We start from the raw sequence: 20,191 nt of genomic DNA, 5'->3' as shown, positions 1-20,191 counted from the left end.
GACCCCTGGAAGAACACCAGGTTGATAGGCTCGGGGTGGAAGCGCAGCAATGTGTGGAGCTGACGAGTACTAATCGGTCGAGGGCTTATCCTAACCTCGTGCGATGCAAATCGCTACGAACAGTGATTTGGCCTATAAAGCAAGACACTTCACCTTCTTCTAAGCGCGAGTTTGGTTCGTATCCGGTTTTCAGGGCGCAAGCCATGAATGCCATGTTTAACATGGCTTGAAATGAAGCAATCTGGTCTGGTGATGACGGCGGAGGGGTTCCACGCGTACCCATCCCGAACACGACCGTTAAGCCCTCCAGCGCCGATGGTACTTGGACCGCAGGGTCCTGGGAGAGTAGGACGTCGCCAGGCTGGATAGAGAAACACCCTTAATCGGGTGTTTTTTTGTATATTAATCAGACTGTTCGAAAAGAAATCGTATCAGGCCGGTTTACGTGTTGAACATACCGGCTTTGATCATTGGAATGCCGACGGAAGTTCACTGATCGTTCCGTTAGAAGAGAGCTGTGTGAGTTAGCCGACTGTTCCGTACGGTGGACTGGCGCGCTTCCGTCAATGAGGCCGGCGAGACAGTTCGTACGGAAAACCATTTTTCAACCCATGTTACTGGTGGTAGAACGACACTTCCTTCGCTTCCAGCCGCACGATGCCGTCTCTGCGCTCACGCCGCAGTGTAAGAAGCAGTCTCACGCGCGGGGTTAACAGCCAAATGTGCCAATACACCAACGAGATCACGAGCGAGGAAGGGGCCCACGGATAGAACAAGCCGGAGACGCAGCACCCGACGAGGAACAGATGGAAATGAAGCCGGCGAAATAGAGCTAGCTGCGTATCCATGATCGGCAGAGGGCCGATCCATGGCCAGTCTCGGCGGAAGGTCCATTTTTTCTCCGACAGTTCGTCGACTCGTCTTAGCGTAATTCGCAATACAAGGGCATGTACAAGCAGCATAAGAACGGCGCCGATGATCGAATAGATCAATCCATACCAGCCGTCAATGAAGTATAATACAGTAACTAGCAGCAGAGCGGTGGACATATAGCTATATTTACTCTCTGGACGAAGAGCTATTTTACGAACGAGTGTATAATTATAGAAAGTTGCTTCTCTCTTGGACTGCAGCTCGCTCATTCACGATATTCCTCCCGGCGCAAAACGCTTCCTGTCCATTACTATCGGAATAATGAAAGCTTATTGTTATGTTTCAAGCCGTTTTCGGACTATCAATAGGTATATTTTCATAGAATTCGGACATACTAGAGGCAACGATAGGAAAAGGCGGAGGTGGCGTTCATGGAGGCGACCGAGCGGAAAACCTGCATGGTATGCGGTGAGCCGAAGGACGAAGGGATTACGATTGTTACGGAATTTATATGTACGTCATGCGAATCTGAGATGGTGCACACAAGCGCGGAAGATGAGAGGTATCCTTTTTTCGTCAAACAGTTAAAACAGTTATGGGTTCGTTTCCATATTTGATTGCGAGAGACCGGGCAGATAATCTGTCCGGTCTTTCGTTCTGATATAATAAGATCAAAACCCAGAGGGGGCAATGATGAGTGAAGCTAGATCAACAGAAAGCCCCTCTATTCGAAGCGCTGGTCGCCCACGATCGGCTGCAGGCGGCCGCTTTCCATGTACCGGGACATAAAGCGAGGGCAAGCTGGGGCGATGGGCGGGCGGCCGCCTATTACGAAGCGCTGCTTGCTCTGGACGTTACGGAGCTGTCGGATACCGACGATCTGCACCATCCGGAGGGAGCGTTGCTTGAAGCGCAGGCTCTCGCAGCGGAATGCTTCGGGGCGGAGGAGACCCGGTTTCTCGTAGGCGGCAGCACGTCGGGCAATCTGGCGATGATCGTCGGCCTATGTCGCCCGGGCGATCTCGTTATCGTGCAGCGCAACGTACATAAATCGATCGTTCACGGTCTAATGCTGGCGGGCGCTCGGGCAGTGCTGCTGTCACCGCAGATCGATCGATTGTCGGGACTGGCGACCGTTCCGGACGAGCGCCTGGCGACGCAAGCGTTGGCGCGTTATCCGGAGGCTAAAGCGCTTATTCTGTCTTCGCCGAATTACTATGGGATGAGCGTCGATCTGTCGCCGCTTATTGCGGCCGCGCATAACCGAGGCGTGCCGGTAATGGTCGACGAGGCGCACGGAGCGCATTTCGGTTCGCACCCGCAATTTCCCCCATCGGCGCTGGAGGCAGGCGCGGACGTTGTCGTGCAATCGACGCATAAAATGCTCGGTGCAATGACGATGGGCGCTATGCTGCATATGCAAGGAAAACGCGTTCCGAGAGCCGCGATCAGGCAAGCGTTAACGATGGTACAGAGCTCCAGTCCCTCCTTTCCGATCATGGCGTCGTTGGACTTGGCCAGATGGCAGCTGAACAATGACAAGGAACGCTTGTTCTCTAGCGCGATGGATGCGGCGCTGCAAGTCGTGAAAGCGTTGGAGAAGACGTCGTTCCGGGCGTTGGGTTACGGGGATTATATAAGCGCCGATATCGTCTACGATCCTCTTAAGCTGGTCCTGTTCGACGAATCGGGCTGTCTGACCGGTTTTGCGCTGCGAGACGAGTTGGAGAAGCAGCTCTGCATTGCGGAAATGGCCGATGAGAGATATGTCGTGCTGGCGCTTGGGCCGGGAACGACGCTGGAGGACGGGCAGAGGCTGAAGGCGGCATTGGCAGACATCGCAGGGCGCAAGCAAGGAAGTGCACCTGGGATTAAACCGCTAGAGGGTAATCCGAAGGAGACATCGCCGTTCGAGGAAGAAAACGAACAGTCCGCGATCGTTCCGGAACCGATTTTGTTTGATCGGGAAGAGAGGTTAACCGTAACGGTTTCTTTGGAGAGCAGCATCGGCCGCAAGGCGGCGGAATGGGTCATTCCTTACCCGCCGGGTATACCTGTGTTATATCCGGGAGAAACCATTACAGAGGCAATTGTGAGCCAACTGCAGCGTTGGCGGCATGAAGGGGCGCGTATTCAAGGGGTCCGGGATCCGCAGCTTAGCGAGATTCAAGTATGGCAAGAGAACAACGGCTAGAGGTGAGAGCATGATCAGGGATCGCGTCGGCCGAGACATTCGTATCTGGATGGCATGGCTGGCTGGTATTGCGGCAGGAGCGCTGCTGGTCGGATTAATTATGATTCCTCCCGTTATCGGACTGGCCGACAGCGGAGATTTTGGGCGCGTGCTGGGCGTGTCGGGATTGCGCGTGCTTCATCCGGACCAGTCCTATGAAGCTCTGTATTTCAAATATGCGCATCAGCATTTCGGATATGGGGGCTACACGCTCGGGGGCTATGTCTCTACGCACGTCGTATTCGTAGCCGTTGCCGGGTGGATCGGAAGGCTGGTGGATGGAGCGACTTTCGATATTCGCGTACTTGGGGGCCTCTATGCGGCTGCTTATATTTGGGCTGTCGTGCTGTTTGTTCGTTATGCGCCGCGAGCGGATAGCCGCAAAGCGACGCTGGCTATGGCACTGCTATTGGCTGCGGCGCTGTTGTTCGTATTCGGCGATATCGGTTATGCGGCTTATTTTCAATCCTTCTTCGGAGAGCCTTATGCGCTGATTGCGATGCTGCTGATGGTTGCGTCGGCTTTCGCGCTGGCCTCGTCGGACAGGCCGACCGGCTGGCTGTTTGCATTATTCGTGGCGGCCGCATTGGCGGTAGCAACGTCGAAAATTCAGAACGCGCCGCTGGGATTCGTTTTCGCGCTGCTAGCCTGGAGAATGAGCGGATTGCGGAACGATCCTAGATGGAGACGGCAGGTGTGGACGGGAGCGGGAATTTTGCTAGCCGGATCGATCCTTATGATCGTAGCCGCGCCGGATCGGTTAAAGCATGTCAACCTATACCAGTCGATCTTCTTCGGTGTGCTCAAGGATACGCCGCATCTGGAACGCGATATGGAGGAGCTAGGTATCTCCGGCAAGTACGCCGTGCTTGCGGGCACGAATTATTTTCAGAAGGACACGGCTATTCCGCAGAACGATCCCGTGCTGCATCGAGAGGTGCTGCAGCAGCTAAGCCACAAGGATATCGCTATGTATTATTTGAAGCATCCTTCGCGTTTTATGCAGAAGCTGGATAGAGCGGCGGAGAACGCGATGTATATTCGCCCTTATTACCTGGGCAATTATGATGCTTCGGCGGGCAAATCTCCCGGGGCGATTTCGCATTCTTTCAGCGGGTGGAGCGACTTCAAGGTGGCTTACATGCCTCGCAAGGCCGTGTGGTACTTTCTTATTTTCCTCGTATACGTCGGAATCTTGATCGCAGTTTGGCTGAACAACCGCTCGGGTAAATGGAGAATAGGGGTCGAGATGCTTGCCGTCGTTGCGCTATCGGCGGTTTTCTCCTGTATCGTGCCGCTTATTGGGGACGGAGAGGCCGATCTTGGGAAGCATTTGTTTATGTTTAACGTCTGCTTTGATATGATGGTAATAAGCGCAATAGTCGGAGCATTCTACGGAGCAATTAAGCTTGCGCAGAGGCGGGTTTGGGGCTAAATAAGTTGAACCAAAGATACCTCGAAGAGATAGCCCAATGGAATGAAGAAAGGGAATGGTTTTGCCGCGAGTTTTGGCTTTGGGCTGCTTACCTATAAAGTTCTTATCGATCCAAGCAGCCCAAAACAACCTGTCTGAAGTCGGCAAAACCATCCCTTTTGGAATGCAATGGGCTTTCCCTTCATTGGTTCAACTTATATAGGCAACGGCTGAAAGGGGAAAGCGGAGTGCAGGGCGGATTGTTCATCACGATTGAAGGCGGGGATGGAGCGGGTAAGACGACGCTAATCACGCAATTGACTGAGAGAATATATAAGGAAACGAAGAGGAGGACAATCCGGACCCGCGAGCCGGGGGGCAGTCCGATTGCAGAATCGATCCGAAGCATTATTCTGGATACGAAGAATACGAAGATGGATGCGAGGACGGAAGCGCTGCTGTATGCGGCAGCCCGCAGGCAGCATCTGGTGGAGATCGTCATGCCGGCGTTGAAGCGGGGGAGTATCGTGATCTGCGATCGTTTCGTGGACAGCAGTCTAGTCTATCAAGGCCATGCTCGGGGGCTGGGCGTAGACAAGGTGTGGGACATCAACCGTTTCGCCATCGAGGATTGCATGCCCGATCTTACTTTATACTTGGATCTGGACCCCGAGGTCGGATTGGCCAGAATCGCGGAGAACCAACACCGCGAGGTCAATCGGCTCGACTTGGAAGGGCTGGCTTTTCATCGCAAGGTTCGTGACGGATATTTGCAGATCGCGGAGAAGTTTCCGGAGCGAATCCGTACGCTGGATGCAAGCGAAGAGCCCGCACGTCTGGCGGAAGCGGCGTGGGTGCTGGTGGAGAAATCGCTGGCATAGCCATTTAAAAAAGGGTTTTAGCGTGTAAGTGTCCAATTTATATTAAGTAGAAGTAAATCCAACATCGACAGACCGCTATTTCATTACGAGGAGGCCTGACTATGAAATTGCTGATTGCGGTTATTCAGGATAAGGACAGCAACCGGTTGTCCAATGCATTGATCAAGGAAGGGTTCCGGGCAACAAAGCTGGCGAGTACGGGGGGATTCCTTCGTGCCGGCAATACGACGTTCCTGATCGGGATTGAGGACGATCGGGTACAGAGCGCCCTGGACGTGATTCGTTCAAGCTGTAAAGTGCGGGACCAGCTGGTCACGCCAGTGTCGCCTGTTAGCGGAGCGGCGGATTCGTACATTCCTTTCCCGGTCGAGGTGCAGGTAGGCGGGGCTGCCGTATTCGTGCTTCCGGTAGAACGGTTCGAACATTTCTAACGGTTGGGCGGTGTGAACGGACATGAAGATCCAACCGGGGCTATATCCCGTCGGCAAGACGATTCAACGGGGAGAACTGCCGGCAAGACCTGCCCAATCGCAAAGCTTCGGCGATCTGATGCAGCAGCAGGACGAACAGCGAACGCATGAGGAGCTGCAGCGCAAGCTGGAGGACATCCGAATGCAAGGGGATCGGCTTACCCGTTCGATGACGATTCGGGAGCTGGTGCTGTATCGGCAGATGGTCAAAGCGTTTCTGGAAGATACGGTGCGCCGCGGCATTGCCTTGAAGGAGACGCGGGGCTGGGACCGTAGAGGCCGCGGCAAGCGCTACAAGCTGCTTGAAGAGGTCGACGCGATGCTAGTAGGTATGGGAGAAGAGCTGTTGCAGAGCGAAGAGGGGCGGATCGATCTGCTGCAGAAGGTCGGAGAAATTCGCGGCCTTCTGATTAATATCGCATTTTGAGTTTCGACTAAGGAGTTTCTTTAGATGGGCTTTCAACAGATTGCAGGACAAGACAGGGCGAAGTCGCTTCTGCGCAACGCGCTTGCGGCGAATCGGCTTGCGCATGCCTACCTGTTCGCGGGAACGCCCGGCTCGGGACGGATGGAGATGGCGCAGGCGTTCGCGCAGGCGATTTTTTGCGAGAGGGGCGGCAGCGACGCTTGCGGAGAATGTCTGGAATGCCGCAAGGTGCTCCATGGCAATCATCCGGATCTTCATATCATTCGACCGGACGGAGCAACGGTGAAGATCGAGCAGATTCGTTCGCTGCAGCGGGAGCTCTCGTATCGCAGCTCCGGAGCGGGCTATAAAATATATATCATCGAATCGGCGGAGACGATGACGACCCAGGCGAGCAACAGCCTGCTTAAATTTCTGGAGGAGCCCCCTTCTCCCGTCGTCGCCATCCTGCTTGCCCCGAGCGCACAGGCCGTGCTGCCGACGATTCTGTCGCGGACGCAGCTCGTACCTTTCGTTCCGGGCGATCGGCAAGCGTTGGAAAATATTCTCGTGCAGGAAGGCAAATCGCCGCTGCTCGCGCGGGCGGCCGTTCATTTGTCGCCAGGACTCGGGGCCAGCCGAAAATTGGCAGACGAGAATTGGTTTGCAGATATCCGAAACGTAGTGATACAATTAGGCAAGGAGAGTCCGTCCCGGTTCGCCGCCAGTATGCTTCAAGCGCAGCAGCAGGTGTTTAAGACGGAACTCGCCGAACATGTTGACATTTTGCTACAATTGTTAGCTTTGTGGTATAGAGATATGATTTACGCAATGACCGACCGTCAGAGCTATATGGTGTTCCCGGACCAGGCGGAGTGGATTTCCAAGACGGCTTGGAGCCGTCCGATCGGGTCCTGGGTAAGGATTATGGAATCCGCACTGACGGCGGCAAGGAGAATTAAAGCTCACGTAGCGCCGCAACTGGCGCTGGAGCAATTTCTGGTGAACGTGCGGGAGGGGTAGATTTGTACGATGTGGTGGGAGTCCGCTTCAAGAAAGCGGGCAAAATCTATTATTTCGATCCCGCCGAGCATCCGGTATCCAAAGATCAGCATGTCATCGTGGAGACGGCACGCGGCGTTGAATACGGCAAAGTCGTCGTCGGCCCGAAGACGGTAGGAGAAGAGGATGTCGTTCTTCCCCTGAAGAAGGTCATTCGCATCGCGGGAGATCCCGACGCCAAAGCTGTCGAGGAGAACCGCAACGCAGCCAAGAGTGCATTTACCGTCGGACTGCAGAAAATCAAGGATCACGCGCTTAAGATGAAGCTCGTAGACGTGGAATACACGTTTGACCGGAATAAAATCATTTTTTACTTCACGGCTGAAGGGCGCGTCGACTTCCGGGAGCTGGTGAAGGATTTGGCCGGCGTATTCCGAACTCGAATCGAGCTGCGTCAGATCGGGGTGCGCGACGAGGCCAAGATGCTTGGCGGAATTGGGCCGTGCGGGCGAGTGCTGTGCTGCTCCTCCTGGCTGGGAGATTTCGAACCGGTATCCATCAAGATGGCGAAGGACCAGAATCTTTCGCTTAATCCGACGAAGATCTCCGGCCTATGCGGCCGCTTAATGTGTTGCTTGAAGTACGAGCACGACAACTATGAAAGTGCTAAAGAAGAATTGCCAGCGGTAGGCAAGACGGTCGTGACGTCGCTGGGAGAGGGCAAAGTCGTTGGTATCAACCTTGGCTCTCGCAGCGTTCACGTACAGCTGTTCGAGCTGGGCAAGGTCAAAGAACTGCCCTTCGACGATGTCGTCTTGAAGTGAGTGACAGAACCTTCCGAAATGACATAGCGGATGCCTTGAGGTGGATATCTGTTCATGAAAGACACTTTTCTTCATATGGATGAACTGGAATCGAATTTGGGTAAAGTGTATGCCGAATTCGGAGATCTGAAGCTGAAGTTCAAGGAACTGCTGGAGGAGAACCAGCGGCTCAGAATCGAGAATCAGCAGCTCAGAAAAGTACTGAAGCGGGAAACGGAATCTGTAGCGGTCACCCAAGAAGCGGTGGAAGAACCGGCTGCCGTCAAGGGGAACGAAGACTACGCTTCCGCTGCAAACGCCGGCGTCGGAGAAGGCTATGACAATCTCGCCCGGCTCTATCATGAAGGCTTCCATATTTGCAACGTGTATTACGGTCATTTGCGTATGGAAGGCGATTGCTTGTTCTGCTTGTCGTTTTTGAGTAAATAAGATAGAAGAGGCATTAACTTCCCCAAGTGAAAGGGAGTCGATGCCTCTTCATTATTTATGACGCTATATGAGGTCCTAGGTATTAGTCGTTCTTTGCAAATTGAGGCAGATAGGCCGCATTCTGCGCAAGAATCTCGCCGATTAACGATTTGGCGAGCTGTTCGTCCCCGACTAACGGGTGGATCGTGAGCGCCTGCAGCGCGGCATGGTAATCGCCGAATACTGCCGCTTGAACGGTTAATTCCTCGTAGGCCTTCACAACTTGCAGCAGCCCTCTAATTTGCGGCGGAAGCTCTCCGCTTAACACGATCGGATGTGGACCGTCCGATTTAATCACGCAGTTGACTTCGATCGCGGCGTCCTCAGGCAAGCAGGAGATAACTCCTCCGTTGCGAACGTTCACCACCTGAATATCTCCGCTATCGTTGTAGATCGATTTCATTAGCTGGACGGCGGCCTCGGAGTAATAGGCGCCTCCGCGTTTTTCCAGCTGAGGCGGCTTAGATACGAGTTCAGGTTGAGTATAAAGCTCGAACAGCTCCGCCTCCACTTCTTTGACATCGTCCGCTCTCGTTTTGCCGGTTTCTTGGAAGGTGGTATTCAGTTCGCGGAACATTTCTTCTTTCATGTAATAGTAACGATGATAGGCACAAGGCAATGCGCCGACAGAAGTAATGAATTCCGCATCCCATTCCAGGTCGGGGATGTTCTTCATAGAAAATCCGCTTCTACCCGCAATCTTCGTAAGAAAATCCTGCGTTTGATCTTTCCCGTCAATGACCACCTTAGTCGTCCAGTTCAGATGATTGATCCCGACCATCTCGATATACAGGTCGCGCTGATCCACATCGTAAAGCTCCGCGATTTGCATCTTGTTGCCGATCGGCAGGTTGCACAAGCCAACGGATTTCACTTTCGTATGCTTATTGACCGCTTCCGTCACCAAGCCTGCCGGATTCGTAAAATTAATTAAGAAAGCGTCAGGCGCAAGCTCTTCGATTTCGCGGCAAATGTCCAGAATAACCGGAATCGTTCTCAGCGCTTTGGCGAACCCGCCTGCGCCGGTCGTCTCTTGCCCGATTAGACCGAACAGCAGTGGAATCTTCTCGTCGCGCGAACGAGCGTCCAACATGCCTACGCGGATTTGAGTCGTCACGAAATCCGCGCCTCTGATCGCTTCGCGGCGATCCATCGTCGTATGCAGCTTGATCGGTTTGCCGCTGGCGTCGATCATCCGCTGCGCCAAGTCTCCAATGATTTTCAGCTTGTCTGCGCCTGGCTCAATATCGACCAGATAAAGCTCTGCAACCGGAAATTCGTCATAGTAACGAATCAATCCGTCGATTAGCTCCGGCGTATAAGAGGAACCGCCGCCAATAACTGCAATTTTTAATCCGTCTTTTTTCATTTCGTTATCCTCCGAAGTTCGTAAATTTTTCCGCGATTTGTTCTGTAACGGCAATTCCCAGACGATCCATGGCCAGCATGACGGATCCGAATACGGGAACGAGCTGCGGAATGACAAACGTGCACGAAGCGTGAGTCGCGGAGACCTCCTTCTTCAGCGCTTCAAGCAGCTCGGGATTCCTCCCGGATTGCAGAATGCTACCGGTTAATACAACCGGAACGATGTGGCCGCTAAACCCGCCAAGCTTGTGGATAACGGCTGCAGCGGCTAGGCCAAGCTCCCTGCCCATGTTGGTCAGCAGTTCAATCGACAGCCAGTCGCCTTCCCTTGCCGCTTCGTGCACCACGTAAGACAGTTGAAGCGGGGCTTCGACGATTTCGTCATCCAAGCATCGTTCGATCATCGTCTCCATGCTGTCAAACCCCAGCGCTGCAGGGACCTTGTCGACGAGTATGCTGTGCGGCTCTCGGCCGTCCCAGCAGCGGACGGTTCTGCTGAAGGCTTGAAAAGCCAGGTGATAGCCGCCCGCCCGATCGCCGAACAGATCGTTAAACCCTCCTACTTGCACGGTTTGCCCCTTCTCGTTGCGTCCGGCTGCATTCGTATTGCTGCCGCAGACAAGCACAACTCCCGTGTTCGTCGGACTGCCCACACGCAAGCCCTCCATCGTATCGCATACGATATCCGTCTGTTGCAAATTCATCTGTCGCGAAATTTCCGGTTGCAGCCTATTCATATCGAAAGGTCTGTCCGCTCCTGCCAGGCCGAACTGGACAAAGCTTAACTTCTCTTCCTTCAGGTCCGCTTGCCGAAGCGCTTCATGCAAAGATTCGCTAATGTTCGTCACCGCCGCTTCCGCGCCGATGATTTGATGATTGCCGCATCCCGCCAAGCCAGAACCTAGCACATTTCCTGCTTCATCGACGACAAGCGAGTAGGTTTTGCTGCCGCCTCCATCTACCCCTGCAAAATATCGCATAGGTCAGCTCCTTTCAGTCCATCTCTACAGTTGTCTCATTTACAGCATCAATCACCAATTTGTTAATACCAATAAACGAATTATAATATTCATTACTACAAATGTAAAACAAAAGTATTAAACGATGAGTATTCATGAATTGTTTCGAATGACATAGGAAATGATTCCAATTATTTTGGAATTAATTTATAATTTAAGGGTAACATTTCATGTGAAAGGACCCCGGGTTGAGCATGCATTCTCGTCGAGTATGATCAAAGGTAATGATTAAACTTTTAAAAAAAAATTAAATCTTTTTATTTGTAACTACCTTTTGGTGGATTTAAGCCAAGAAGCACATGTGATATAATAAATCAATACTGGTATCGGAGGCAGTTTGTAATGACAAAGAGATCGGGAAACTCCTTATACTTTCATATTAGAGAGCAGTTGCTCAAACAAATTCAATCGGGCGTTTATGCCGTCGGCGAAAGATTGCCGACAGAAGCCGATCTGTGCACGCTGTATTCTGCAAGCCGAACGACGATTCGATTGGCGCTCAGCGAGCTTGAGACGCAGGGCATACTTGAACGAATCCAGGGTAGAGGAACGTTCGTTAAGCGCAAGGAGCTCCACCTGATTCAGACGCGAAGCTTTTCCGAAGACATCATGATGCAGGGCAAGGAGCCGTCGAGCAGAATTATCGAGGCAAAGGTGATTCCCGCCGAAGCGCCGCTAAACGAATTTTTACAGGCGCCGCTTAATTCCCCGATCAACCAACTATTGCGCGTTCGGTATGCGGACGGCGAACCGCTTATCTACGAGACAACCTACATTTCGTGGGATCTGGCTCCCGGCCTGGTGAACGATTACAGCGACGGTTCGTTGTTCGAATTCCTTGAATCCAAATATCAGCTTAAAGCGCATCGTTCCGTGGAACAGCTTAAGCCGATTCTTGCGGACAAAGTCGCCAAGAAGCTGCTGGGCATTAAGGAAGGCTCGCCGTGTTTGCAGGTCAAAACCTTCACTTATCTCTCCGACAATAAACCGTTGGAATACAGCTTCGGCGTATTCCGCGGCGACTTCTCCAACTATACGATCGAGAGATTCTTCTAGCTTCTCGCGCGAGGAATCAAAAAAAGAAGATCACCGCAACTGGCGATCTTCTTTTTTGTCTTGATCCCCTGTATTCCTATTCCTCTGCAATAAGCTCAAAGTAACGGTCAATCCAGTTAAACAGCGACTTCTTTTTTCGCGTTTCTTCTGCAAAATAGATTATTGTAGTAACAATTTACTATCATTCTATTTATAATAATGACAAAATGTCAATGATTATGTTTGATAATAACAAAATAGAGGGGGAAGAAACCGAAAATTGGCGAATTCTGCTCTTATCATATAGACTTTTACAAATTGAGCACGGAAGAGGGGAAAGGCGGAAAACCTTTTTTTATAAATTCATTGACAACAGCTGCATTTCGTTAATACAATAGTTTTATATTGTTACTACAAATTATTGAAGAGCAAACGAATAAGATCGGCTTTTACATCATTCGTATAGATTTACTCTGTAATTCTGCTTAGCGCCGTTTAATTTGATAGTAATGACAATTTGGGGAATATCGTTTTAACAAATAAATATAGGTTATGAAGAGGAGCGATTATGTTGAGAAAAGGGATTTTGGGATGTACAGCGGTTGTTGTGGCTGTAGGACTTGCCGGGTGTTCAGGCGCTTCCAAGAGCGAGCAGACGACTTTGCGAATCGCCATGGGGTCGCCGGGCGAAGGTTTGATAAAAGTATGGGAGGATATTGCCAAGGAATTCGAGAGCCAGCACAAAGACATCAAAGTCGAATTTACTTTCCAGAAGGACGATACTTATAAATACATTGGCCTCCCGAATCTGCTCAGCAGTCAGAATGCGCCGGATCTTTATTTTGAATGGGCCGGAGTGCGCTTGAACAATCGCGTTCAGGAAGGTTATGCGGCAGATATTACGGAGATTCTCAAAACGACCGGTCTCGGAGATCAGTTCGAAGAGGGCAGCTTTAACGGCATGAAATTCGACGGCAAGACGTATATGATTCCGACTGCAGGCGATGTTACTAACGTTATTTATTACAATAAGCAAGTTTTTAACGATCTTGGACTGGAGCCTCCAACAACTTGGGAGCAGTTCCTTGAGGTCAGCGAGAAGGTTAAGGCGGCCGGTATTACGCCCATCGCCGTCGGCAATAAGGAGCAATGGCCTGCCGGCAACTGGATCGGCCATCTGATCTCGCGCGTAGTCGGCGAGCAAGCCTTCGACGATGCGATGCAGCTCAAGAAACCGTTCAATTCCCCGGAATTTGTTAACGCATACACATATGTTCAGACGCTATGGGACAAAGGCTATATTAACGATAGCGTCAATGCGATCGCGGACAATGAAGCGGATATGCTGTTCTTTAACGGCAAGGCGGCAATGCATCCGATCGGCAGCTGGCTCGTTCCGACTGCGGAAGAAGAAGCTCCTGAATTCGAAATGGGCTACTTCAACCTTCCGTCTATGCCTGGCGGCCAAGGGAATCAGGACAGCGTCATCGGCGTTCTAACCGGAATGGTCGTCAACAAAAATTCCAAGCTGGTCGAGGAATCAATCGAGTTTATGAAGCTCTATAGCTCCGCCGAGTCGTCCAAAAAGCTGTCCGCTGCAGGCGCCGTTCCGATTACGAAAGACGGCATCGACAAAGAGGCAATGAACCCTCTCGCTTCCAGCATGAACGACCTGCTTCAAGGAGCTCCGGTGGTCGTGTCTCCTCCGGATATGGGCTACAACATCGAAGTGGCCAACGCGCTGTACTTGGCCACCTCTCAAGTGCTGAGCGGAGCGAGAACGCCGGGAGCCGCGCTGGCCGAGTTGGACAATACGATCGCACCGCTTAAAAAGTAGAAATTCACAGGAAGGCCGGCACCTTAACGGTTATAGCCGGCCTTCCTGACCGCATTACGATGGAGGTGGGAAGATGTCCCCCAAATCAAGATCAGCCTATCTATTCGTTGCTCCTGCCGTCCTCTTGTTCGCTTTTACAATTCTCGTTCCCATTGTGATGACCTTTGCCTTCAGCTTTTACGATTGGAACGGCTTCGGAGCAATGAACTTCGTAGGGCTGGACAACTATGCCAGAGCGTTCCAAGACCGCATCTACTGGAGCTCCTACAGCCATATTCTCATCTACATTATCGCAACTGTATTTCTTGAGGTTCTCGTCGGATTATGTCTTGCCGGATTAATTACGATGGGACGTAAAGGAAGCAGCCTGTTCCGCATCGCATTTTTCACGCCGGTGATGCTCCCGATGATTGTCGTCTCCTACATCTGGAGATTCGTGTACAACTCCGATTTCGGTCTGCTGAATTCCATTCTGACGGCTGTCGGCTTAGAAAGCTGGACGAATGTCTGGCTGGGCAATCCGAATACGGCACTGTTAGCGATCTGTCTCGTATCCGGTTGGGTATATGCGGGCTTCTACATGACGATTTTCTATTCCGGCATTCAACGCATCCCCAAGGATGTGTACGAATCGGCGTATTTGGACGGGGCAACCGAATGGACAATCTTCACTAAAATTAAAATGCCGATGATCCGCGGCTTAGTCGATACCGGGGTGATGCTCTGCGTCTTGACCGGTTTTCAAGCGTTCGATCTGTTCTACGTCATGACGAACGGAGGACCTTATAACTCCACGGAAATCGTAACGACTTATCTTGTTAAAGTGGTTTTCAATAACATGAGCATCGGCTACGGTTCTGCACTGGCCGTTATTATGACGGTGGTGATCGCCGTAATCGGTTTGTTGGCGGGCAAGCTTCAACGTAAAGACAACTCGCTGGAATACTAGTCCCCATTCCTTATCGCATTCGAAAGAAAGAGGTGCTGTCATTGGCGACCGCAGCTTGGAACATAGAGAAGAGACCCGACGATCGCGTACGAACGGGGAAGCAATATCCCTCCAAAATTTTGTACTACGTACTCATGATCGTCCTATCCTGCTTTTTTTTCTACCCGATGATTTGGTTGGTTCTGTCGTCCTTCCGTACCAATCGGGAAATTTTCACGACTCCGTTCGGCTTGCCTAACACGATTGCTTGGCAGAACTGGGCCGACGCCTGGAATGTAGGCAATATGAGCATCTATGCTAAGAATAGCGTCATCGTCACGTCTATTACTATCGTAGGCATTCTGCTGTTTGCCAGTCTGGCCGCATTCGCCTTCAGCAAGCTGAAGTTTACGGGCAGCAAAGCGCTTATGCTCATGTTCGTATTCGGTTTGTTTATGCCGCTGCAATCTTTTTTTATTGCGCAAAGCTATATTTTCGAGAGACTTCATCTTAAAGACAGCTACATGGGGCTGATCCTTCCTTATATCGGGATCGGACTGCCGCTAGCTATTTTTCTGTTAAAAGCGTATCTCGATTCCGTGCCCAAAGAGCTGATGGAGGCGGCGAGGATCGATGGCTGCAGCAATTTCGTCCTGTTCGCGAAAATCATTTTTCCGCTGCTGATTCCAAGCATGGCAACCGTCGGCATTTTCTCCGCTCTCAACACTTGGAATGAACTGCTGCTAGCCATGCTCTATATTCAGAACGACGAATTAAAGACGATCCCCGTCGGATTGTTGGCATTCTCTAGCCGATATACGACCGACTACAAGCTGTTGTTCTCGGCTCTGTCCATCATTACGATCCCGATGATCGTGCTGTACGTTTTCTTTCACCGTTACATTGTAGCGGGATTAACGGAAGGCGCATTGAAGTAATCCGAACTCAATTCTGCGCTGGGAAAATAAGATGCCGTCATCTTTCGTCGCGTAAATCGAGGCGCGAAAGATGACGGCATTTATGCAAAATCTATCCCAGACGAGCCGTATCTTCAAATTCCACGCTCAATTGCTGGGCTCCATGCAGTTCGAAAATGATAATCTCGTTGTCTCCGACTTTAAGGAGCGGAGCGGGAATATACAAGGTCTGTTGAGGTCCTCGTTCCCAATAACGACCGAGGTTAAACCCGTTCACGTAGACAACGCCTTTGGTCCAGCCGCTCATATTCATAAAGGTGTCGGCCGTTTCGTCGATGGTTAATATTCCTTTGTAGAATACCGGCTGATCCGCGCCGCCCTCTTCGGAAGCCATCTCCTGCCCGTTGCCCGGTTCGAAGGAAAGGGAATGCAGGTTATCGAGCGGCAACGTGTAGATTTCCCAATCGAACAAAAATTGATAGCCAAGCCGCACGCCTTCGGTAATTCCTTTGCAATCCTTCAAAAACCGGCCATAGTTGGTCCTCCCCAAGTTTTCTACAAGGATGGACAATTGGGCTCCCGATGCCGGGATTTCCAGTTCAAGCTCCTGCAGCTCCTCGCGGTCTCTCTCGATTACGCCAATATACCGATTGTCCAAATAAACGATGGCCCGGTCACGCACATCCTGCAGGGTGAGATTTGTTTTGCCCCGAGGTCCGGTTACGTGCGTCTTATACAAAATAAATCCATAGTCCTGTCCCAGCTTCTCCATGGTCTCTGGATAGGCGCTTTGCGTTTTGGTACCCAACGCATCCAATTGGTCGAACAAGCCCGTCCATTCCGTCATTTGGATCGTCCCATAGGCTTGTTTCTTAATCGGATCGGGCAGCACTAAAGGATCAAGCTTCTCATATTGTTCGATCACGCTGCGTACGGCATAGAATTTGGGGGTCGGATCTCCCGACTCGCTTAGCAGCACATCGTAGTCGTAGCTTGTAATCGTGGGCTCGTATTTCGGATTGTTGGCGCCGTTATAAAATCCGAAATTCGTCCCGCCATGGAACATATAGAAGTTGACCGAAGCGTTCGCCTCCAGCATTTCCTGGAATACCTTCGCAACATCGGCTTCATCCCGGGTATGATGCTGCTCGCCCCAATGGTCGAACCAGCCGTTCCAGAATTCCATACACATGAGCGGTTTGTCGCTTTGGTATTCGCGCAATTTCGCGAACGCTTCAGCGGGACGGGAGCCGAAATTGACGGTTTCGAGTACGCCGTCCACCATTCCTCCTTGCAGCATAGCGTCTTCAGGGCCGTCCGAGGTGAAAAGAAGGACATCGATACCGCGAGATTGCATACTGGTTTTTAAGTATTCCAGATATTTCTTATCGTTGCCGTAGCTGCCATATTCATTCTCGATTTGCATGGCAATAATCGGCCCGCCGTTCGTATAGAGCAAGGGCTTAAATTTCGGCAGCAGAACATCGTAATAAGCATCGACTTTGTCCAGGAAAGGCTGATGGAAGCAGCGCAACCTCATATCAGAATCGGCGAGCAGCCATGCAGGCAGTCCTCCGAATTCCCACTCCGCACAAATATAGGGGCTGGGACGAACGATTACGAGCAGTCCGACGTCAGCGGCAATTTGAATAAACTGCTCGATATCGGCCAGACCGTCGAAGCGGAATTGGCCTTCGCGCGGCTCGTGCAGGTTCCATGCCACATAGGTTTCCACCGTATTAAATCCGCAAGCTTTCAGCTTAAGAAGACGATCGCGCCAATACTCGGGCACTACGCGAAAATAATGAATTGCGCCGGAGATAATGCGAATCGGTTGTCCGTCCAGTAAAAATTGCTCGCCCTGATAATTAAAAGTACCCATTTCCGGTTCACCCCGTGAATGATAATGATGATTCCTTTAAATCATCATAAGAAGCAGGGAAGAAGGGGGCAATTAGCAAATGCTCCGACTATTTGACCATTTGTTATTTTGCCATATAAGAGAGTTAGACGAACTCGCGGCCGCGAATTATACTGAACACAGAATCCTTGTTAACTCTATGCGATGCAGTAGGGGAGTGGCGACAGATGGAAACCGATATTCGAATCGCAAGCATGACGCATACGCTGCAAATTGTGGGTTGTCATTTTGGCGTCAGGCAGCCCTTCTGGTCATACCCAAGACATCATCATCATTTATTCGAGCTGTTGTATTGTTGGGATGGGGAAATCACGCTGTCGACGGAGGATTATGAATTCACTCTAGAGGCGGGAGATTTACTGCTACTGAAGCCGGGAGTTAAGCATTACATGCATAACAACTCTGCACAGACCTATAGTTTCTTTAACACCCATTTCAATATAGACGATAAAGAATTGCGAGACCATCTGTCCGCCAATTCCTATGAGCATCTGAAGAAGAGCGCGATTCAACAAACTCGGTTGCCTGCTTGTTTGCAGGAATTGGAGGCCTTGCTCCAGAACGAGTTACAAAATTCCGCTCATCGCAGTTGGGAGGAAGGCACCATTTCTTTGCATCTCGCCGGTTTGAACAAGCTGTTGTTTCAAAGTCATGTCTTGCTGATGATTAAAGAGGTTGCGGTGCTTCTTGATTCCAGAAGACATGGGGGCCGCGGACTGGATCGCCATAGCTCTACAACCGAGGTGGATTTGGCCCATGCGGTAGAGTCGATGATTCAGAACAATATGTACACAGATATTAAAATAGAGGAAATCGCTAATTATTTGAATTTGAGCAGAAGCCAATGCTACAAGGTTTTCACCAAAGTGTACGGGATGTCGCCGCGCCAATATTTAACGCAGCTCATGCTGAATCAAGCCAAGCGACATCTGCTGGACAACGAACTAACGATAGAAGAGATCGCGGAGAAGCTGGGTTTCTCCTCCATCAGCCATTTTTCCAGACAGTTCAAGAGATGGACGGGCGTTTCCCCTTCCCAGTACCGTCCTAGAATTCATTTGGGGCAGCCGAGTTCCGACTATAAGTAAGAAGCGGCCAATAGCGTATGAGGCGGCCGCTTCTTTGAGTCTTATTGAGCAGTATAACCGCCATCGATGACGATCGCTTGGCCGGTAATTCCTTTGGCGTGATCGCCGGACAGGAAGACGGCGTATTCCGCGATTTCTTGCATTTCGATGAGTCTGCGTTGCGGAACGAGAGGCAAAATCACTTTTTCCAGAGCTTCCTCCCGGGAGAGCTGGTGGAGGGCTGCCACATCCGCCAATTGGTTTCTCACCAAGACCGTATCTACGTAACCGGGACATAGTGCATTCACCGTAATTCCGTCGGTCGCGGTCTCAAGCGCAACGGCTTTGGTTAAGCCGATAAGCCCGTGCTTAGCGCTATTGTAGGCGGTTTTCCCCGCGAATCCGACCAGGCCGTTAATGGAGGCGATATTGATAATCCTGCCGAATTGCCTCCTCTTCATGCCGGGAACGACCAACTTGGTCAAAATAAAGGGTGCTGTCAGCATAATTCGGAGCATTCGTTCGAACGTTTCCGTCGGAAAATGCTCGACTGGCGAAACATACTGCATCCCCGCGTTGTTGATTAGGATATCGACGCTCCCCCAGGTCGATTCGATACTTTGAATCGTGCCGGCGATCTCACTTTCGGGCGCGGTTACGTCCAGCTTGATCCCATGTGCGTCGAGTCCCGATTGTCTAAGAGATTCTGCAGAATGTCCAGCCGCCGTTCCGTCCAGATCGGTTAGAACGACGGTGGCCCCTCCTTCGGCGAAACGCCGTCCGATTTCAAATCCGATTCCTCGCGCCGCTCCCGTGACGAGCACGACTTTTTGGTTTAGCATGCCGCTTTCCCTCCACTCATTAGTAAGCGTCTAGAAGGACGTTATCCGCGATTCGAAGCGGCGGCTCTGTCGCAGCCAGAATATCGTCGCAAGTATAACCTCTAGCGACCTCCGATAAGACAAGGCCTTCCGGAGTGACATCGATAACTGCGCGATCGGTTATGATTCTGTCCACGACGGATTTGCCCGTGAGAGGGAGCGTGCATTGCTTCAATATTTTCGGCTTGCCGTCTTTGTTCACATGATCCATGATGACGACGATTCGCTTAGCGCCATGAACGAGATCCATCGCTCCGCCCATGCCTTTGACCATCTTACCGGGAATCATCCAGTTGGCCAAGTCTCCCGACTCGGATACCTCCATGCCGCCAAGGATGGCGAGGTCGATATGCCCGCCGCGGATCATGGCGAAGGAGTCGGAGCTATCGAAATAAGAGGCCCCTGCAATTGCGGTTATCGTTTCTTTGCCGGCGTTGATCAGATCGGGATCGACTTGATCTTGGGCCGGATAAGGGCCGATTCCGAGCAGGCCGTTCTCGGATTGAAGCAGCACCTGCTTCTCATCCGGGATGAAGTTGGCTACCAATGTAGGGATGCCGATTCCAAGATTCACGTAGTATCCGCTGGCGATTTCCTTCTCTGCGCGGATCGCGATCTTCTCGCGAATAGATAATTCGGCCATGGGA

20 protein-coding genes and 2 rRNA genes are annotated in these 20,191 nt (G+C 51.4%); 16 read left to right on the top strand and 6 right to left on the bottom strand.

From position 1 onward, the window contains the following. Both DFP98_RS24810 and rrf read left to right on the top strand, forming a co-directional pair. Positions 1-93 (top strand): 23S ribosomal RNA (locus DFP98_RS24810); the annotation flags it as partial. Positions 94-245: 152 nt separating this feature from the next. Further along, a 5S ribosomal RNA gene (rrf, locus tag DFP98_RS24805) occupies positions 246-362 on the top strand. Between the two features lie 252 nt (positions 363-614). On the opposite strand, the gene DFP98_RS24800 is transcribed toward rrf, so the two are convergent. Further along, entirely contained in the window at positions 615-1,142 is a 528-nt protein-coding gene (locus DFP98_RS24800; RefSeq protein ID WP_116063311.1) for a transposase, read from the bottom strand. A 162-nt stretch (positions 1,143-1,304) separates the two neighbouring features. Between DFP98_RS24800 and DFP98_RS24795 the strand changes: the two genes are divergently transcribed. From DFP98_RS24795 to DFP98_RS24755, 9 genes are all read left to right on the top strand, one after another. Then, complete coding sequence (locus DFP98_RS24795; RefSeq protein ID WP_116063310.1) at positions 1,305-1,490, top strand: sigma factor G inhibitor Gin; 186 nt, start codon at positions 1,305-1,307, stop codon at positions 1,488-1,490. An 80-nt stretch (positions 1,491-1,570) separates the two neighbouring features. After that, positions 1,571-3,067, top strand: a complete 1,497-nt coding sequence (locus DFP98_RS24790) for an aminotransferase class I/II-fold pyridoxal phosphate-dependent enzyme (protein ID WP_116063309.1) — start codon at positions 1,571-1,573, stop codon at positions 3,065-3,067. Positions 3,068-3,077: 10 nt separating this feature from the next. Continuing rightward, positions 3,078-4,541 carry a glycan biosynthesis hexose transferase WsfD gene (wsfD, locus tag DFP98_RS24785; RefSeq protein WP_116063308.1) on the top strand — a complete coding sequence of 488 codons (1,464 nt, stop codon included), beginning with the start codon at positions 3,078-3,080 and terminating at the stop codon, positions 4,539-4,541. Between the two features lie 227 nt (positions 4,542-4,768). Then, entirely contained in the window at positions 4,769-5,401 is a 633-nt protein-coding gene (gene tmk / locus DFP98_RS24780) for a dTMP kinase (RefSeq protein ID WP_116063307.1), read from the top strand. Between the two features lie 101 nt (positions 5,402-5,502). Next, complete coding sequence (locus DFP98_RS24775) at positions 5,503-5,832, top strand: cyclic-di-AMP receptor (RefSeq protein ID WP_116063306.1); 330 nt, start codon at positions 5,503-5,505, stop codon at positions 5,830-5,832. 22 nt (positions 5,833-5,854) lie between these two features. Further along, on the top strand, positions 5,855-6,298 hold the full coding sequence (locus DFP98_RS24770) for a YaaR family protein (protein WP_116063305.1): 444 nt from the start codon (positions 5,855-5,857) through the stop codon (positions 6,296-6,298). A 24-nt stretch (positions 6,299-6,322) separates the two neighbouring features. Beyond that, positions 6,323-7,300 (top strand): DNA polymerase III subunit delta', encoded by a 978-nt coding sequence (holB, locus tag DFP98_RS24765; RefSeq protein WP_116063304.1) that lies wholly within the window; start codon positions 6,323-6,325, stop codon positions 7,298-7,300. Between the two features lie 2 nt (positions 7,301-7,302). After that, entirely contained in the window at positions 7,303-8,103 is an 801-nt protein-coding gene (locus DFP98_RS24760; RefSeq protein ID WP_116063303.1) for a PSP1 domain-containing protein, read from the top strand. A gap of 75 nt (positions 8,104-8,178) precedes the next feature. Continuing rightward, positions 8,179-8,532 (top strand): initiation-control protein YabA, encoded by a 354-nt coding sequence (locus DFP98_RS24755; RefSeq protein ID WP_425455548.1) that lies wholly within the window; start codon positions 8,179-8,181, stop codon positions 8,530-8,532. Positions 8,533-8,614: 82 nt separating this feature from the next. Here the strand turns inward: DFP98_RS24755 and DFP98_RS24750 are convergent, their stop codons facing one another. Then, positions 8,615-9,940 carry a 6-phospho-beta-glucosidase gene (locus DFP98_RS24750; RefSeq protein WP_116063301.1) on the bottom strand — a complete coding sequence of 442 codons (1,326 nt, stop codon included), beginning with the start codon at positions 9,938-9,940 and terminating at the stop codon, positions 8,615-8,617. A gap of 4 nt (positions 9,941-9,944) precedes the next feature. Continuing rightward, on the bottom strand, positions 9,945-10,919 hold the full coding sequence (locus DFP98_RS24745; protein WP_116063300.1) for an N-acetylglucosamine kinase: 975 nt from the start codon (positions 10,917-10,919) through the stop codon (positions 9,945-9,947). A 381-nt stretch (positions 10,920-11,300) separates the two neighbouring features. On the opposite strand from DFP98_RS24745, the gene DFP98_RS24740 reads away from it, so the two are divergent. From DFP98_RS24740 to DFP98_RS24725, 4 genes are all read left to right on the top strand, one after another. After that, complete coding sequence (locus tag DFP98_RS24740) at positions 11,301-12,014, top strand: GntR family transcriptional regulator (RefSeq protein WP_116063299.1); 714 nt, start codon at positions 11,301-11,303, stop codon at positions 12,012-12,014. Positions 12,015-12,561: 547 nt separating this feature from the next. Next, positions 12,562-13,830: an ABC transporter substrate-binding protein gene (locus DFP98_RS24735; protein WP_116063298.1), complete on the top strand. Its 1,269-nt coding sequence runs from the start codon at positions 12,562-12,564 to the stop codon at positions 13,828-13,830. A 73-nt stretch (positions 13,831-13,903) separates the two neighbouring features. Continuing rightward, positions 13,904-14,779, top strand: a complete 876-nt coding sequence (locus DFP98_RS24730) for a carbohydrate ABC transporter permease (RefSeq protein ID WP_116063297.1) — start codon at positions 13,904-13,906, stop codon at positions 14,777-14,779. 41 nt (positions 14,780-14,820) lie between these two features. Then, on the top strand, positions 14,821-15,696 hold the full coding sequence (locus tag DFP98_RS24725; RefSeq protein WP_209073690.1) for a carbohydrate ABC transporter permease: 876 nt from the start codon (positions 14,821-14,823) through the stop codon (positions 15,694-15,696). Positions 15,697-15,787: 91 nt separating this feature from the next. Here DFP98_RS24725 and DFP98_RS24720 read toward each other — a convergent pair whose 3' ends face one another. Continuing rightward, positions 15,788-17,557 (bottom strand): glycoside hydrolase family 35 protein, encoded by a 1,770-nt coding sequence (locus DFP98_RS24720; RefSeq protein WP_116063296.1) that lies wholly within the window; start codon positions 17,555-17,557, stop codon positions 15,788-15,790. Positions 17,558-17,763: 206 nt separating this feature from the next. Between DFP98_RS24720 and DFP98_RS24715 the strand changes: the two genes are divergently transcribed. After that, a complete protein-coding gene (locus DFP98_RS24715) occupies positions 17,764-18,684 on the top strand; it encodes a helix-turn-helix transcriptional regulator (protein WP_116063295.1) in 921 nt (306 codons plus the stop codon). A 41-nt stretch (positions 18,685-18,725) separates the two neighbouring features. Here DFP98_RS24715 and DFP98_RS24710 read toward each other — a convergent pair whose 3' ends face one another. Both DFP98_RS24710 and DFP98_RS24705 read right to left on the bottom strand, forming a co-directional pair. Next, positions 18,726-19,505: a 3-hydroxybutyrate dehydrogenase gene (locus tag DFP98_RS24710; RefSeq protein ID WP_116063294.1), complete on the bottom strand. Its 780-nt coding sequence runs from the start codon at positions 19,503-19,505 to the stop codon at positions 18,726-18,728. Between the two features lie 19 nt (positions 19,506-19,524). Continuing rightward, on the bottom strand, positions 19,525-20,187 hold the full coding sequence (locus tag DFP98_RS24705) for a CoA transferase subunit B (protein ID WP_116063293.1): 663 nt from the start codon (positions 20,185-20,187) through the stop codon (positions 19,525-19,527). Positions 20,188-20,191: the final 4 nt, after the last annotated feature.

Source organism: Cohnella phaseoli, assembly GCF_003386235.1.
Classification (GTDB): Bacteria; Bacillota; Bacilli; order Paenibacillales; family Paenibacillaceae; genus Cohnella; species Cohnella phaseoli.
The sequence above is the reverse complement of the archived record's forward strand: the minus strand, read 5'-3'. Positions and strand labels throughout refer to the sequence as shown.

Bases quoted from the DNA above. Each gene is read 5' to 3' on its own strand.
- DFP98_RS24800 (WP_116063311.1), bottom strand. From the start codon at position 1,142: ATGAGCGAGCTGCAGTCCAAGAGAGAAGCAACTTTCTATAATTATACA.
- DFP98_RS24795 (WP_116063310.1), top strand. From the start codon at position 1,305: ATGGAGGCGACCGAGCGGAAAACCTGCATGGTATGCGGTGAGCCGAAG.
- wsfD (WP_116063308.1), top strand. From the start codon at position 3,078: ATGATCAGGGATCGCGTCGGCCGAGACATTCGTATCTGGATGGCATGG.
- DFP98_RS24775 (WP_116063306.1), top strand. From the start codon at position 5,503: ATGAAATTGCTGATTGCGGTTATTCAGGATAAGGACAGCAACCGGTTG.
- DFP98_RS24770 (WP_116063305.1), top strand. From the start codon at position 5,855: ATGAAGATCCAACCGGGGCTATATCCCGTCGGCAAGACGATTCAACGG.
- holB (WP_116063304.1), top strand. From the start codon at position 6,323: ATGGGCTTTCAACAGATTGCAGGACAAGACAGGGCGAAGTCGCTTCTG.
- DFP98_RS24755 (WP_425455548.1), top strand. From the start codon at position 8,179: ATGGATGAACTGGAATCGAATTTGGGTAAAGTGTATGCCGAATTCGGA.
- DFP98_RS24750 (WP_116063301.1), bottom strand. From the start codon at position 9,940: ATGAAAAAAGACGGATTAAAAATTGCAGTTATTGGCGGCGGTTCCTCT.
- DFP98_RS24745 (WP_116063300.1), bottom strand. From the start codon at position 10,919: ATGCGATATTTTGCAGGGGTAGATGGAGGCGGCAGCAAAACCTACTCG.
- DFP98_RS24740 (WP_116063299.1), top strand. From the start codon at position 11,301: ATGACAAAGAGATCGGGAAACTCCTTATACTTTCATATTAGAGAGCAG.
- DFP98_RS24735 (WP_116063298.1), top strand. From the start codon at position 12,562: ATGTTGAGAAAAGGGATTTTGGGATGTACAGCGGTTGTTGTGGCTGTA.
- DFP98_RS24730 (WP_116063297.1), top strand. From the start codon at position 13,904: ATGTCCCCCAAATCAAGATCAGCCTATCTATTCGTTGCTCCTGCCGTC.
- DFP98_RS24720 (WP_116063296.1), bottom strand. From the start codon at position 17,557: ATGGGTACTTTTAATTATCAGGGCGAGCAATTTTTACTGGACGGACAA.
- DFP98_RS24715 (WP_116063295.1), top strand. From the start codon at position 17,764: ATGGAAACCGATATTCGAATCGCAAGCATGACGCATACGCTGCAAATT.
- DFP98_RS24710 (WP_116063294.1), bottom strand. From the start codon at position 19,505: ATGCTAAACCAAAAAGTCGTGCTCGTCACGGGAGCGGCGCGAGGAATC.
- DFP98_RS24705 (WP_116063293.1), bottom strand. From the start codon at position 20,187: ATGGCCGAATTATCTATTCGCGAGAAGATCGCGATCCGCGCAGAGAAG.